At 56.8% G+C, this 15,563-nt stretch carries 10 protein-coding genes; all 10 read right to left on the reverse strand.

The genetic code is table 11. The features are described from left to right. Positions 1-189: 189 nt before the first annotated feature. Entirely contained in the window at positions 190-2,271 is a 2,082-nt protein-coding gene (gene fusA, locus DSM3645_RS25245) for an elongation factor G (protein ID WP_002655476.1), read from the reverse strand. A gap of 161 nt (positions 2,272-2,432) precedes the next feature. Beyond that, entirely contained in the window at positions 2,433-2,903 is a 471-nt protein-coding gene (gene rpsG, locus DSM3645_RS25250) for a 30S ribosomal protein S7 (protein ID WP_002655478.1), read from the reverse strand. 38 nt (positions 2,904-2,941) lie between these two features. After that, complete coding sequence (rpsL, locus tag DSM3645_RS25255) at positions 2,942-3,310, reverse strand: 30S ribosomal protein S12 (protein ID WP_002655479.1); 369 nt, start codon at positions 3,308-3,310, stop codon at positions 2,942-2,944. Positions 3,311-3,595: 285 nt separating this feature from the next. Next, the gene (gene rpoC, locus DSM3645_RS25260) at positions 3,596-8,032 is read right to left on the reverse strand and encodes a DNA-directed RNA polymerase subunit beta' (protein WP_002655480.1); all 4,437 of its coding nucleotides are present in this window, start codon (positions 8,030-8,032) and stop codon (positions 3,596-3,598) included. A gap of 100 nt (positions 8,033-8,132) precedes the next feature. Beyond that, the gene (rpoB, locus tag DSM3645_RS25265; protein ID WP_040353010.1) at positions 8,133-11,876 is read right to left on the reverse strand and encodes a DNA-directed RNA polymerase subunit beta; all 3,744 of its coding nucleotides are present in this window, start codon (positions 11,874-11,876) and stop codon (positions 8,133-8,135) included. Between the two features lie 357 nt (positions 11,877-12,233). Further along, entirely contained in the window at positions 12,234-12,641 is a 408-nt protein-coding gene (rplL, locus tag DSM3645_RS25270; protein WP_002655482.1) for a 50S ribosomal protein L7/L12, read from the reverse strand. 121 nt (positions 12,642-12,762) lie between these two features. Next, positions 12,763-13,287, reverse strand: coding sequence for a 50S ribosomal protein L10 (rplJ, locus tag DSM3645_RS25275; RefSeq protein ID WP_002655483.1), 525 nt, complete (start codon positions 13,285-13,287; stop codon positions 12,763-12,765). 55 nt (positions 13,288-13,342) lie between these two features. After that, complete coding sequence (gene rplA, locus DSM3645_RS25280) at positions 13,343-14,020, reverse strand: 50S ribosomal protein L1 (protein ID WP_002655484.1); 678 nt, start codon at positions 14,018-14,020, stop codon at positions 13,343-13,345. Between the two features lie 71 nt (positions 14,021-14,091). Continuing rightward, the gene (gene rplK / locus DSM3645_RS25285) at positions 14,092-14,517 is read right to left on the reverse strand and encodes a 50S ribosomal protein L11 (protein ID WP_002655485.1); all 426 of its coding nucleotides are present in this window, start codon (positions 14,515-14,517) and stop codon (positions 14,092-14,094) included. Between the two features lie 146 nt (positions 14,518-14,663). After that, positions 14,664-15,548, reverse strand: a complete 885-nt coding sequence (nusG, locus tag DSM3645_RS29000; RefSeq protein ID WP_002655486.1) for a transcription termination/antitermination protein NusG — start codon at positions 15,546-15,548, stop codon at positions 14,664-14,666. Positions 15,549-15,563 lie beyond the last annotated feature (15 nt).

Below are 15,563 nucleotides of genomic sequence, written 5' to 3' on the forward strand. Positions count from 1 at the left end.
CGAGTGAATCTCTCTTTAAGCATCCCAGCGAGTAACTGGGAAACCGCCAATCTTAAAAATTGCGGGGCCCGTCGTCAATGGGCCGCGAGTGGTTTGGCGATGAATTTCATCCGAAAAGCGAAAACTCACACCGGACCTGGGGAAATCTCGTCGCTAGCGACGACCAGGCCTGCCCCAATGGGACGATTACTACATCAAAAACGTGTTCGCGATTTCCTGCGGAGCGGCGGCATATTTCAGCGGTTCCATCGAGGAACTAGCCCTTCCCTGGCTTAAACTCCGCATGGCGCTGGAATATCCGAACAATTCGGCCAACGGCGCATGGGCCTCGATCAGCGCCTCTCCGCTACGGTGTTCCGTTTTCGCGATTTCACCGCGGCGTTTCATGATGTCGCCGACAAAATCCCCCAGATTCTCTTCTGGAGTAATGATTTGCAGCTTCATAATCGGCTCCAACAGGACCGGTTTGGCCGCTCTCATCGCTTTTTCAAAGGCATCGCCCGCCGCAATGGCGAACGCGGTCTCGGTCGAGCCGACTTCCGCGGCCTCGACGTCGAGCACTGTAATCCGGATGTCGCCAAGCGGAAAACCGCCGATAATACCGCCCCCGGCGCCCCGTTGCCGTAACTCTTCCATGGCGGCCTCGACCATGCTGAACGGCACATTGTCGGGACTGCTCTTGGTGATCACGGTGATCGGCTGCGAAGGATTGTCGACATGCTCCAGCTGAATTGTCACCTTCGCGAACAACTGCTGGCCGCCGACCATGCGATGACATTCGCCAGTCACCTTCGCCGATCCGCCGACGGTCTCGCGATAACTGACACGCGGTTTATGAACCTTCACATTCAGCTTGAAATCACGCAGCAAGCGATGGCGAATCACCTCCAAATGCAGCTCGCCCATGCCGCTGATAATCGTTTGTCCCGTGTCGGCGCTCTCCGTCGCGCGGAACGTCGGATCCTGACGTTTCATCATTTCCAACGTATCGTGCAGCTTGTCACGCTCGGCCGAAGACTCAGGCTCGATCGCCATCGCGATCACCGTCTCGGGAAACTCGATCGACTCGAGCAAAATGGGCGATTTCGTATCGCACAGCGTATCGCCGGTCACCGAGTGACGCAGGCCGATCACGCCGACGATGTCCCCTGCTCCTGCAGACTCGACCTGGTCTTTGCGGGACGCCTGGATGTGCCACAGTTGGGCGCAGTTTTCTTTGAGATTTTGCCCCGGATTGAGCAAACGCGAGTTTTGCCGGAGCGTGCCAGAATAAATCCGCACCCACGTCATATCCCCATGCTTGGCGGGCAATATCTTGAACACCAGGCCGCAGAACGGCTCATCTGGGTCAGGTTTTCGCGACTCCTTCGCATCCTTTTTGCTTGGATTCGTGCCCTCGACCGGCGGAACATCTTGCGGACTGGGCAGATAGTACGTCACCGCGTCGAGCACCGGCTGCACGCCGATTCCATCGAGCGCCGAGCCGCACAAAACCGGCTGTATTTGATGCGACAAAGTCGCCTGACGCAGGGTTTTGCGAATCAGATCGCCCGGGATCGGCTCTTCGGCCAGACTCAACTCCATTAGCTCTTCGCTAAGGTCGTAGAGCGGCTCTAGCATCTTCTCACGCCATTCTTGTGCGCGTTCGGCCTGATCTTCCGGTATCTCCGCCAGCTTCACCTGCGGCGGCGAGACGCTGTTGTCAAACGTCAGCAGCTTCATCTGCACCAGATCGATCACTCCGCTAAAGGCATTCGCCAAATGAGGCGGACCGCTGCCGATCGGAATCTGAATCGCCACGGGATTGGCTTTTAGGCGATTTCGAATATCGGCCAGAGTCCCTTCGAAATTAGCGCCCTCGCGGTCCATCTTGTTGATAAATGCGAACCGGGGAACCTTGTAGCGATTCGCTTGGCGCCAGACGGTTTCGCTTTGAGCTTCCACCCCTTCTCGCGCACTAAAGACGACCACGCCTCCGTCCAGCACGCGCAAGCAGCGCTCTACCTCGGCCGTGAAGTCGACGTGCCCAGGAGTGTCGATCAAGTTGACGACGTGCCCGCTCCATTGAAACGTGACGCACGCCGAGTAGATCGTGATTCCACGTTCACGCTCTTCTTCGTCAAAGTCGGTCTCAGTCGTGCCTTTGTCGACGGCGCCGACGCGATGCGACGTGCCGGAGTAATAAAGCATCCGCTCGGTTACGGTCGTCTTGCCGGCATCGATATGGGCGATCACCCCGATGTTGCGAATTGTCTCAAGCTTACGGTTCATTTCTCGTGTCTCTGGCCAGCACGTACTCTTAGGGAATCATTCATTTTCGGCTTCGCGACGACGGACGGCTACCCCCTTCGAAACGGACGCGAAAGGTTCGCTGAGCGCATAAAAAAACCGCACCGACATAAACCGGTGCGGTTCCTTTTGATTTGTCGCAACTACCAAGCGAAGTGGGCGAAAGCCTTATTCGCGTCGGCCATGCGGTGAACGTTCTCGCGACGCGTAACAGCGGCGCCTTCACGGTTGAATGCGGCGAACAGTTCGTCGGCCAACTTCAAGTGAGTCGGACGCCCCTTTTTGTCGCGAACGGCGAGCAGCAACCAGCGAATCGCCAGCGATTGCTGACGCGTGCGGTTGACCTGCATCGGCACCTGATAGGCGGCGCCGCCGACGCGCTTCGAGCGAACCTCGATATGCGGTTTCACATTCTCGATCGCCTGCGTGAAGACATCGAGCGGCTCCACATCAGGAGCCTTCTTCTTCAGTTCATCAAGAGCATTGTAGAAGACGTTTTGAGCGACCGTCTTCTTGCCGTCGTGCATCAAGCAATTGATGAACTTGCTGACCAGCAGCGACCCGTATCGTGGATCGGGCTTCAATGTTTCGCGGCTGGCGGTAATCCGGGCCATGTTTCTTTCCTAAGCGTTTGTTCGGGGTTGCGAGCGCGTTAGCTCTTCTTGGCGCCGTAACGGCTGCGAGACTGCTTACGACCGTTCACGCCGAGGGCGTCGAGCGAGCCGCGGACAACTTGATAGCGAACGCCCGGCAGATCGCGAACGCGGCCGCCGCGCACCAGCACGATCGAGTGTTCCTGCAGGCTGTGACCTTCGCCCGGGATGTACACGGTGACTTCTTTGCCGTTCGACAAGCGAACGCGACAAATCTTACGAAGAGCCGAGTTCGGCTTCTTCGGGGTCATCGTGCGAACCTGAAGGCAAACGCCGCGCTTTTGCGGGCACTTCTCTAGGACCGGCGACTTCGAGAATTTGCGTTTCTTCTTACGCGGCCGCCGAATCAACTGGTTAATCGTGGGCATCGAAAGTCCGTATGGCTGCTACTATTGGAGCAATTGAGTGCAGTGGAAACCAATCAAAATACCGGATCGGCGGCGGCTGTCAAGCCGTAATAGCCCGCTGGGACCGGTCAAAAAAGCAAAGGCATGCGATCTTAGAGGAAAATCTAGGAGCACGCCGAGCTGATTATTTCTGCTGATCGGCAAAATGGGAAAACCGCAACGTGCGATTTCCCCCTCGAATATCTTCTGCGTGATCCGCAAGCAATCTGCGGATCACGTGTTTTTTACATAAGGTTCGCAGCCGAACTAGCCGTCGTGTTCGTCACCGCCCAAATCGGACGGATCGAAAATTGTCGGTTCCGATGGAGCCGGACTCGGGCTTGGGCTCGGGTCTATCGGTTCCGGACTGGGAGTCGGAGTCGGACTGGGGCTCGGAGGAAGCTGGCCGCCTCCCAGCAAGTTATCCAGTGCCGACGGCGTGTTCGCGGCGCCTTCGTCCATCAACAGCGGGAAGCTCTCTTCGCGGGTCTGCTCGCGACGGAAGTTTTGCGCCATTTCGGCCAACGCTTCCGGATTGATGCGAACTTCGGCCTCTTGGAAGCTGCGGAAACCGGTACCCGCGGGGATCAAGTGCCCCAGGATCACGTTCTCTTTCAACCCGACCAGATGATCGACCTTGCCCGCCAGTGCGGCTTCGGTCAGCACCTTGGTCGTTTCCTGGAAGCTCGCCGCCGAGATAAAGCTGGAGCTTTGAACGGCCGCCTTGGTGATGCCGAGCAATTGCGTCGACGCCGTCGCCGGCTTCGGTCGCGAACCCTTCGTCGATTTCCCACCGAGAGCTTCGATCTGGGCGTTCTCTTGCTCCAATGCATCCTTCGGGACGATCATCCCTTCGCCGAACTGTTGGCTGTCGCCTGGATCGGAGATTTTCAAGCACTTGGCGAGATGCTCGTTGGCCGAGCGGAACTCAATTTTGTCCATCACCAACCCCGGCAGCAACGTGGTGTCGCCAGGCTTATCGACCATCACTTTACGCAGCATGCGAGCGACGATGATTTCGATGTGCTTGTCGTTGATTTCCACTCGCTGGCTGCGATAAACCCCTTGAATCTCGTGAAGCAGGTACTGTTGCACCGCTTCTTCGCCCGAGATTCTCAAGATATCGTGCGGCACGAGCGGCCCGTCAATCAGTGATTGACCGGCGCGAACGATGTCGCCCGAGTGAACCAGGAAGCGTTTACCGTGCGGAACCAAGTGCTCGCGTTCGACTCCGGCCTCGTTGCGGACGATGATCGTGCGTTTGCCACGCTTCTTTTCGCCCAGGATCTCGACGGTTCCATCGATTTCGGCCATGACCGCCGGGTCTTTCGGTTTGCGAGCCTCGAAAATCTCGGTAACTCGCGGCAGACCGCCGGTGATGTCCTTAATACCGCCTGATTCGCGCGGCGTATTGGCGATGACGGTACCAGCGTTGATGACGCGACCTTCGTCGACTTCGATGTTCGCCTTTTCCGGCATGTAGTAAACGTCGAGCGGCTTACCGTCTTCGTCTTCAACCACCAGCTGCGGATGCAGATCACCCTTGTGCTCGGTGATCGTACGGCGAATGGTGCCGCTGGTATCGCGTTCCAGCCGCATCGTTTCGCCTTCGACGATATCTTCGTACCGGACCTTACCGCTGACTTCCGACAAAATCGGAATCGCGTGCGGGTTCCAGGTGCAAAGAACGGCGCCGGCTGCGACTTCGTCGTTCTCTTCGACATCCAAGATGGCGCCGGTCGGAACCGAGTAGTTCTCGATTTCACGCCCCTTGGCGTCAACGATCGCGATCTCACCGTTGCGGGTCAGCACGACGTTTTTACCTTCGTCGTTCTTCGCCAACCGGAGACGCGTGAATTTGACGATACCGCCGCGATTCGACAGCTTTTCGTGTTCTTCCGTATCGGTAACCGCCACACCGCCGATATGGAACGTACGCATCGTCAACTGCGTACCAGGCTCACCAATCGATTGAGCGGCGATAATGCCGACCGCCATGCCTTCTTCGACCATGGCGCCTGACGACATGTCCATGCCGTAACAAGCTTTACAGGTGCCGAGGAATGCGTCGCAGGTCATCGGGCTGCGAACCTGAATCTTCTCCAGGCCCAATTTTTCGATGCGGCGAGCCGTTTCGAGCGTGATCATTTCGTTCTCACGAACGATCACTTCGTCGGTGATGGGATGGACGATGCTCTGACGGCTGACGCGACCCTTGATCGCATCGGCCAAAGCGACTTCCACCTTTTCTCCGCGATAAATCACGCCCTTGGTGATACCTTGGGTCGTTTCGCAGTCGTCCATCGTAATGACGACGTTCTGCGCCACGTCCGCCAGCTTACGCGTTAGGTAACCCGAGTCGGCCGTCTTCAACGCCGTATCGGCCAGACCCTTACGGGCGCCGTGCGTCGAAGAGAAGTACTCGAGTACCGTCAAACCTTCACGGAAGTTCGACTTAATCGGGGTTTCGATGATTTCGCCGGACGGCTTGGCCATCAAACCACGCATACCTGACAGCTGACGAATCTGTTCGGTACCACCACGAGCACCGGAGTCGGCCATCAAGTACACCGGGTTGATGTAGCCGAGACCGCCGCGGTCGTCGTTCTTCATCGCTTCCATCATCTCGGCGGTAATCTGCTCACGAGCATGAGTCCACGCATCGAGCACCTGATTCTTCCGCTCTTTGTCGGTGATGATGCCGCGATCGTACTGCTTCTTGAACTTCATCGCCTTCTTATCGGCTTCGGCGATAATTTTCGGCTTCGAGTCAGGCGTCACCAGGTCGTCGGTCGCAAACGACAAACCGCTGCGGGTGCTTTCGCGGAACCCGAGTTGGTTCATATCGTCCAACAGTTCGATCGTGGCGCGACGGCCTAAGCGTTGATAGCAATCCGAGATGACCTTCGACAGTTCGCTCGATCCGAGCGAATGGTTGTAGAAGTCCATGCCGTTCGGCAGCATGTCGTTAAACAAGATGCGACCGTAGGTGGTTTCGATCTGGCTGCCGTGCTTGCCGTCTTCTTCTTCCGACTTCAGGCGTTGGCCCTTCGGCAGGCGGACCTTGATCTTGGCGTGCAGATCGATGACGCCCTGACTGAAGGCGTAATCGGCTTCGTCAGTCGACGAGAACGACATCCCTTCGCCGGGGCGATTGGGAAGCGTAATCGTGATGAAGTTACAACCCATCACGACGTCCTGCGACGGGCTCATGATCGGCTTGCCGTTCGACGGTGCGAAAATGTTGTTGGTCGACAACATCAGCGTGTGCGCCTCAACTTGCGCTTCAATCGACAGCGGCAAGTGAACCGCCATCTGATCGCCGTCGAAGTCGGCGTTAAAGCCTTTACAGACCAACGGATGAAGGTGAATCGCGTTACCTTCGACCAGGATCGGCTCAAACGCTTGGATACCCATGCGGTGCAACGTCGGAGCACGGTTGAGCATCACGGGGTGATTCTGAATCACCGATTCCAAGATATCCCATACTTCTTCGTCCTTCCGCTCGAGCATCTTCTTCGCGCTCTTGATCGTGTCGGCGTGACCGAGCACTTTCAGCTTGCGGATGATGAACGGTTGATACAGCTCCAGCGCGATCTTTTTGGGTAGGCCGCATTGGTGCAGCTTCATGCGCGGACCGACCACGATCACGCTACGAGCCGAGTAATCGACGCGCTTACCGAGCAGGTTTTCGCGGAAACGACCCTGCTTGCCCTTGATCATGTCGGTCAGCGACTTCAGCGGACGATTGCTGCTGCCGAGAACCGGACGCTTGCAACGGTTGTTGTCAAACAACGCGTCAACCGATTGCTGCAGCATTCGCTTTTCGTTGCGAATAATGACTTCCGGCGCGTTCAGATCGACCAGCTTCCGCAAACGGTTGTTGCGGTTGATGATGCGGCGGTAGAGATCGTTCAAGTCGCTGGTTGCGAAGTTTCCCGAATCGAGCAGCACCAACGGACGCAAGTCCGGCGGAATGACCGGAATAACGTCGAGCACCATCCATTCCGGCTTGTTGTCGCTGTCGCGAATCGACTCGACAATCTTCAGCCGGTTGGTCAGGTCTTTTTTCTTCTGCTTTGAACCGGTCTCCTGCATATCTTTGCGGAGATCGATCGACAGCTGCACCAAATCGAGCGAACCCAGCAGTTTGCGAACCGCTTCGGCGCCCATGTCGGCTTCGAACGACCCTTCGCCGTATTGCTCGCGAGCCTGACGGAACTCTTCTTCCGTCAGCGTCTGAAATTTCGCTAGTTCGGTCGTGCCGGGATCGACGACGACGTAGTCTTGGAAGTAGATGACCTTTTCCAAGCTTGACGTCTTCATCGCCAGCAGGTTGCCCAACCGGCTGGGCATCGCTTTGAAGAACCAGATGTGAACGATCGGCGCGGCCAATTCGATATGGCCCATGCGTTTGCGACGAACGCGGCTGTGCGTGATTTTCACGCCGCAACGATCGCAGATCATCCCCTTGTACTTCATGCCGCGGTACTTGCCGCATGAGCACTCCCAGTCCTTTTCCGGGCCGAAGATGCGTTCGCAAAATAGCCCGTCTTTTTCAGGACGGTAGGTGCGGTAATTGATCGTTTCCGGCTTCTTCACTTCGCCGAACGACCAACTGCGGATGTCGTGCGGCCGCGCCAGGCTGATCTTTACCGCGGTGTAGTCGTTAATCCGGTCATACGAGCCTTCGAGAATGCTCATGTGCCTGTGCTCCTTGATGTGATCGCCGTAAGCGGCGCTGGATAATTCAGGGGAGGGGAGGCCGCTGCGGCGATTCGCAGCGGCCTTCGACCGGACGCCATTACATGCGACGTTTTTCGAGCTGCATATTCAAACCGAGACCACGAATTTCGTTGGTCAACACGTCAAAGCTGGCAGGCGTGCCGGCTTCCAAGGTGTTTTCGCCTTTGACCATTGCTTCGTAAATCTTGGTTCGCCCTTCGACGTCGTCGCTCTTCACCGTCAGCAATTCCTGGAGGATGTAAGCGGCGCCATAAGCTTCGAGCGCCCAAACTTCCATTTCTCCAAAACGCTGACCGCCGAAGCGGGCCTTGCCGCCCAGCGGCTGCTGGGTAATGAGCGAGTATGGTCCCGTGCTGCGGGCATGCACTTTGTCGTCGACCAAGTGGTGCAGCTTCAACATATAGATGTAGCCGACCGTGGTCTCTTGGTGCATCAGTTCCCCGGTACGGCCGTCTTTCAAACGAATCTTGCCGTGCCGCGGAAGTCCCGCCTCTTCCAAACAGTTATTGATGTCTTCTTCCGAAGCTCCATCGAACACCGGAGTGATCGATTGGAAGCCGAGCTTGGCGCCAGCCCAACCCAAGTGGGTCTCGAGAATCTGACCCACGTTCATACGGCTAGGCACGCCCAGCGGGTTAAGCATGATCTGAATCGGAGTTCCATCGGGCAAAAACGGCATGTCTTCGACCGGCAGGATCTTCGCGATCACACCCTTGTTACCGTGACGACCGGCCATCTTGTCGCCGACCGAAATGCAACGCTTGGTCGCGATGTAAACCTTGACCATTTGCAACACGCCGCTGCGAAGTTCATCACCCCGCTTCATGCTGTTGAGCACGCGGTCACGAACGTCCAACGCCGCTTCGACCAATGGCCAACTCGTAGCGTAGGCTTCGCGAATTTGCTGAATCCGCTCGTCGCTGCGCAAGTGCTCCACGATCTTCTTCAGGCGGAACTGCTGAGCTTGTTCCGCGATGAATTTCGGATCCTGATCTTGCGTCAACGGCGTGCCGTCTTCATCGGTCAGGGTTTTTCCAAGGATCCTCTCGAACTCGACGATCATCGCCGCGAACGCTTCCGAAATCTTGGAGTTCCCTTCGGTTTCAACTTCCTTCAGCCGCTTTTCAAAGGCCTTGCGTTCGTCGTCCGACAGGCTCATCCGACGTGCGAACTTGTCGGTGTGGATCACGATCCCTTCGATACCGGAGGGAACTTCCAACGAGTCGTTCTTCACGTCTTCGCCCGCACGACCGAAAATCGCGTGCAGCAATTTCTCTTCCGGCGTCAGTTCGGTCTTCGACTTTGGCGATACCTTACCGACCAGGATGTCGCCCGGTTTGACAAAGGTGCCGACCTGAACCACGCCTCCTTCGTCCAAGTTGCGAAGCATCTTTTCGCTGACATTGGGGATATCGCGAGTGAAGTCTTCGCGGCCGAGTTTCGTTTCGCGAATCTCCACGTCGAATTCTTCAATGTGCAGCGACGTGTAAACGTCTTGCTTCACCAACTCTTCGCTGAGGATGATCGCGTCTTCGTAGTTGTAACCGTCGAATGACATAAAGCCGACCAACACGTTACGACCCAAAGCCAACTGGCCATTGTGCGTCGCGGCGCCGTCCGCCAACACCGTACCGACTTCGACCTCTTGGCCGACCGAGATGATCGGGCGTTGGTTTAAGCAAGTACGCTCATTGAGACCGACAAATTTTCTCAATGTGTAGTTGTCAGTGCGGCCTTCGGTCGTCTTGATCACGATCCGTTCGGCGTCGACGTATTCAATCACGCCAGCACGTTTGGCCCGGATCATCATGCTCGAATTACGAGCGACTTCCGTTTCCAAGCCGGTGCAGACGATCGGCGGTTCCGCAATCAACAACGGCACCGCTTGGCGCTGCATGTTGGACCCCATGAGGGCGCGGTTCGCATCGTCGTGTTCCAGGAACGGGATCAAGCTCGCCGACACGCCGACCATCTGGCAAGGCGCCACGTCGATGTACTGGACCGTCTTCGGTTCGACCAGGTCGAAGTCAGAACGGTAACGAGCAATGATCAAATCGCCCAGCAATTGCCCCTTCGCGTCGGTCGGGGTATCGGCCGGAGCCACATACGCATCCGACTCTTCGTCCGCACGCAGCCAAACGATTTCGTCGGCGATCTTGCCGTCGCGAATCACTCGGTAGGGCGTGATCAAAAAGCCGTATTCATCCACCGCCGAATAAATCGCTAGGCTTGAGATCAAACCGATGTTCGTACCTTCCGGCGTTTCAATCGGGCAAATGCGACCATAGTGCGAAATATGAACGTCGCGAACCTCAAAGCCGGCTCGCTTACGATTCAAACCGCCCGGGCCAAGAGCCGACAGACGACGTTCGTGCGTCAACATCGAGAGGGGATTGGTCTGATCGACGACCTGCGACAATTCGCCGCGACCGAAGAAATACTCAATCGCCGCCGAGATCGACTTCGGGTTGATCAAGTTGCGAGGAGTCATGTCCTCCGCATCCTTCAGGCTCATCCGCTCTTGGACGGTGCGGCGGAGCTTCAGGAAGCCCTTACGCAATTCGTCGCAAGCCAATTCGTCGATGGTCCGCAGACGACGATTACCCAGGTGGTCAATATCGTCTTTGCGAGCCGTGCCGTCGCCGTCGAGAATCGACATGACGTATTTAATGGAGTTGATCAAGTCGCTCGGGCGAAGCGTCTGCTCCCCTTCGTTGACTTCGATCCCCAACTTCCGGTTCATACGGAAACGACCAACGCGACCCAAGCGGTAGCGGTTGTCGTCGTAGAACTTTTCGTCGAATAACGTCTTCGCTTTTTCCAGTTGCGGCGGGTTGCCCGGTCGCAGACGTTGGTAAATGCGAAGCAACGCTTCTTCGTGGCTGGAAGTGTTATCTTCGATCAACGTGTTGAAGATGATCGGAATCTTCGGCGAGTCCATCACTTCGATCTCTTCGGTGATGCCTACCGAGCAGATCAATTCGGCCGTGTTACGGCTGATCTTCTGGCCCGCCTCAACGATGATTTCGCCGCCGCGATCGCTGTCGATCGGGTAGACGATATCGTCGACGGCGATTTTGCCTTCGATCTTGGTGATGCTGCGTCCATCCTTCACGTGCACTTTGGTCGTGTCATAGAAGGCGCGAATCAAAGAGGCGTCATCACTTAGCTCGGGCGACATCGCTCGCAGCAAAGTGGTCGCAGCGAATTTCCCGCTTTGGTCGATGCGGACCGTGAACGAGTCTTTCTTCGTAATATTGATCTCAATCCAACTGCCGCGTTCCGGAATGATCCGGCAGCTGGGCAACCGACGATCCGAGGTCGTTTCGGCTTCTTCCACGAAGTCGACGCCGGGGCTGCGGTGCAATTGGCTCACCACGACGCGTTCGGCGCCGTTGATGATGAATTCGCCGCCGCCAAGCATCACGGGCATGTCGCCCAAGTAGACTTCTTCCTCAATCGGCTCTTCCTTGTTCAGGCGAAGCCAAATGCGGAACGGGAGGCCGTAAGTCAAACGAAGTTGTTTGCACTCCTGCGGCGTATATCGCGGTTTACCGAGCTCATAACGGACGTAGTCCAATTGGACGGTTCCGTCATAGCTATTAATCGGGAAGATCTCGCGCAGCACGCTTTCGATACCAATTTCAGGGTCTCTCGCGTCGGAATCTAATTCCTCCTGGAGAAACTTGGTATAGCTGTGTGTTTGAATTGTCGTGAGATCGGGGGGCGACATATAAATCGACCCGCTACCGAAACGACGAACTTCCGTAGTTTCAAGACGTCGCTTGTACGATGTAGCCATAGGACGCTGCTACTCCTGGGCAAGTTCGGAGATCGAACGACTGCGCTGCTAGCAGTACATCGCGCAGAGAAGAATCCCTGGCGACAGACGTGCGAGCGAGCAAAGGGGGAGTGAAAGACGCACGCGTGGACAAGAATTACCCCGTGGGCGGAACGTAGTCCCTTCTTGGGATATCGCCCCCTCCCTGCCGTTCACTGCGCGCACCACTCCCTGGGAATCGTCCATGCGCAGGAGAAAAGTAGAGAAACCGGTTAAATTCAAGACCACACCTCGCGACGTCGCCTCTTAGTATACGGGAGGCGACGTCGAAGTGAATACAGGTAATCCGTGAAATCGATTCGAGAAGTCGGAATCCGACTACTTGATCTCGACTTCGGCTCCTGCGTCGGTCAGTTCGGCCTTGACCTTTTCGGCGTCTTCTTTCGACACGCCTTCTTTGACCTTGCTCGGAACGCCTTCGGTCAATTCCTTGGCTTCCTTCAGACCCAAGCCGGTGATGCTGCGGATGGCTTTAATCACCGAGATCTTGTTTCCGCCGAAGCTGGTCATGACGACGTCGAATTCGGTCTGAACCGCGGCTTCTTCAGCCGGGCCAGCAGCCGGACCGGCCATCATCACGCCGCCGCCAGCGGCAGCTTCGATACCGTGGGCGTCTTTCAGGTAGTCGCCCAATTCGACCGCTTGCTTCAGGGTCAAAGTGGCGATCTTGTCGCCGAGGGTCTTCAGTTCTTCCGAAATTTCGATCGTGGCAGTTTCTTCGGACATCTTCGTGTCGATCCTTTCTCATCAAGCGCCCAGCCAAGGCCAGGCATAAAAATCTATATGTTTATTTCGTAACGGGTTTGGCGTAACAGCCGTGTGCGGACAGTTGGTCGTGAGCGACGAATTATTCGTCGTCTCCTTCGCCCAACTTTTTGATCTGACTCGCGAGCTTCGCTCCCGGGCCCTTGAGCAGGGCGCCGAGGTTGCGACCCGGACCAAGAATCTGGCCGACCAACAGGCTGAGTTGCTCAGCACGATTGGGCCATTTGCTGACTTCCACCAGCTTTTCTGCCGACAGAGCCTCGCCGTCCATCACGCCGCCTTTGGCGGTGAATTTCGGCATCTTCTTGTCTTCGTGCAGCTTGACGATCTCTTTCGCCAGGTCGACGATATCCTCGCCGCCCCAGACGATCGCGGCGCTGCCTTCGATGTCGGAGAAGGCCGGGCCGAGCGACGTGCCTTCACAGGCGCGACGGGCCAGCGTCTTCTTCACCACCAACAGGTTAATGTTGCGGCTGCGGAAGCTGCGACGAACGGCGACGGTCGAGTTCGCATCGAGACCGGCGACGTCAACCACCAAGAGATCGTTCACCCCGTCAAGGCGTTGCGAAATCTCTTTCGTCATCAACTCTTTTACGAATTTGCTCATAACTGTTCTGCTTTAAGATATATCCGCAACGGACGGACGCTTGGATTGATTTGGCCTACAGGGAGACGCGAACGCCGGGGCTCATCGTCCCTGCGATCGCGATGCTCTTCACATAAATGCCTTTCGCGGCGGCGGGCTTCATGCTGAGGATTTGATTCGTGAAGGCGCGAATATTTTCGATCAGCTTCTCTTGATCGAAGCTCATCTTGCCGACGACCGCGTGCACAATGCCGGTGGAGTCGTTGCGGAATTCGACCTTACCTGCTTTGTATTCTTTAACCACGCGAGCCACATCCGGGGTAACCGTGCCGGCACGAGGCGAAGGCATCAGACCACGCGGACCGAGCACCCGACCCAACGGACCAACCAGCCCCATCATGTCGGGCGTCGCAATACAAGCGTCGAAATCGAGCCAGCCATCTTTGATCTTCTTGGCGAGGTCTTCCGCGCCAACCGAGTCAGCGCCCGCTTCTTCGGCCAAGCGGACATTGTCACCCTTGGCGAAGACGACGACCCGCAACTCTTTGCCGATACCATGCGGCAGCACGATCGCGCCGCGGACCAGTTGGTCGGCCTGCTTCGGGTCAATGCCCAAACGCATGGCGCAGTCGACGGTCTGATCAAACTTGGTGGTGTTGTAACCCTTCAAGATCTCCACTGCCTTTTCGAGCGGCAGAGAATCTTCCGTGGCCTTGGCGGCTAGGGCGCGATATCGCTTGGAATGCTTTACCATCGTCGGACTCTTTGTTCTTCTGTGCGTGGTCTTGTATCGGAGTGCTGCGCGGGACGTAATCGCCCGACCGCCTATTCGGTAACTTCAATGCCCATGCTGCGAGCGGTGCCAGTGATCATCCGGCGAGCATGCTCCAGGTCGCTGGCGTTCAGGTCGTCCATCTTCTGCTTGCAGATTTCGTCAACCTGCTCGATCGAAACCTTGCCGACCTTGTCGACATGCGGACGACCAGCGCCGCTTGCGATACCGGCGGCCTGCTTCAACAACGCGGCGGCAGGGGGACTCTTGCAAATGAATTCAAAGGTGCGGTCGTTGTAAACGCTCACGACGACCGGAATCGGCATGCCGTTGAATTCCTTGGTCTTGTCGTTGAACTGCGTAACGAACTGACCCAGGTTCACGCCGAACTTACCGAGCGACGTACCTACCGGAGGCGCCGGAGTAGCCTTGCCGCCGGGCACTTGAAATTTCGCTTTACCAACCAGTTCCTTCGCCATGTCTCTTTTCCTCGGCGGCGAACGTTCAGTTCACCGTGGATTGCTGAATTACTTGGGTATTCGGTGGGCCGAAAACGACATCCGATCGGTCGCACTCAGGCGACGCAACCGACTGCGGCAATCGACAGGCCGACGACTCGCAATGGTTACACCGGCTCCATTTGCCAGTGTTCCATCTCGACCGGAGTCGTCCGACCGAAGATGTTGATCATGACCGTCACGCGGCCATTGGTTTCGTCGATTCCTTCGACATCCCCTTCGAAGTTCTCGAAGGTTCCTTCGGTGATGCGAACATGGTCCCCCAACTTGAAACGGATGTTGGTCTTGACCGGCTCTTCACCCGTTTCTTCGTCTTCAACCTTCTTCGTGATTCTCTCGACTTCGTGCGCCAGCATCGGAGTCGGTCGTCCTGCGGCGCCAGTGAAGTCGCCGATCCCGCCCGTCTCACGCACCAAAAACCAGGTATCATCGTTGATCGCCATGTGGACGACGATATACCCTGGATAGAGCTTACGCTTGGTGATCTTTTTCTTACCGTTTTTGAACTCGACGATGTCCTCGGTCGGAACCATGACCTCGTCAAAGTACGCTTCTAGCCCGGCCATTTTGACGCGACGCCAAAGGTTCGCGCAAATCGACTTCTCGCGATTGCTCTGCACCTTCAGGATGTACCAATCCATCTCGCCGACTTCGACAGGAGCTTCTTCCTCCTCCTCAATCAGTTCGAGCGGACCGCGGTTGCGTCCCTTCTTCGGACGAGCCGGTTTCGGCGATTCCTCGGCGACAACTTCCTCTGTCGACTCCGCGCCAACAACCGCTTCGGCCATTTCGGCCTCGGGCTCCGTCGCTTCGACTTCCGGTTCCGCAGTTTCGGCGTCGGGGGCGACGGCTTGTTCCGCTTCGGCCGGCGATTCGGTTGACTGCGATTCAAGCTGCGGCGCGTCGGACGACTCTGCCGCTTCCGGCGCAGCGCCTTCGGCGGTCACGTCCTCAGCAGACAATTCGTTTTCGTTTTTCGACTCGTTATCCACAACCTAATCCCTTGG

The sequence above is a fragment of the Blastopirellula marina DSM 3645 genome (genome assembly GCF_000153105.1).
Lineage (GTDB): Bacteria > Planctomycetota > Planctomycetia > Pirellulales > Pirellulaceae > Blastopirellula > Blastopirellula marina.

Bases quoted from the DNA above. Each gene is read 5' to 3' on its own strand.
- rplL (WP_002655482.1), bottom strand. From the start codon at position 12,641: ATGTCCGAAGAAACTGCCACGATCGAAATTTCGGAAGAACTGAAGACC.
- rpsG (WP_002655478.1), bottom strand. From the start codon at position 2,903: ATGGCCCGGATTACCGCCAGCCGCGAAACATTGAAGCCCGATCCACGA.
- rplJ (WP_002655483.1), bottom strand. From the start codon at position 13,287: ATGAGCAAATTCGTAAAAGAGTTGATGACGAAAGAGATTTCGCAACGC.
- rpoC (WP_002655480.1), bottom strand. From the start codon at position 8,032: ATGAGCATTCTCGAAGGCTCGTATGACCGGATTAACGACTACACCGCG.
- rpoB (WP_040353010.1), bottom strand. From the start codon at position 11,876: ATGGCTACATCGTACAAGCGACGTCTTGAAACTACGGAAGTTCGTCGT.
- rplA (WP_002655484.1), bottom strand. From the start codon at position 14,020: ATGGTAAAGCATTCCAAGCGATATCGCGCCCTAGCCGCCAAGGCCACG.
- fusA (WP_002655476.1), bottom strand. From the start codon at position 2,271: ATGAACCGTAAGCTTGAGACAATTCGCAACATCGGGGTGATCGCCCAT.
- rpsL (WP_002655479.1), bottom strand. From the start codon at position 3,310: ATGCCCACGATTAACCAGTTGATTCGGCGGCCGCGTAAGAAGAAACGC.
- rplK (WP_002655485.1), bottom strand. From the start codon at position 14,517: ATGGCGAAGGAACTGGTTGGTAAAGCGAAATTTCAAGTGCCCGGCGGC.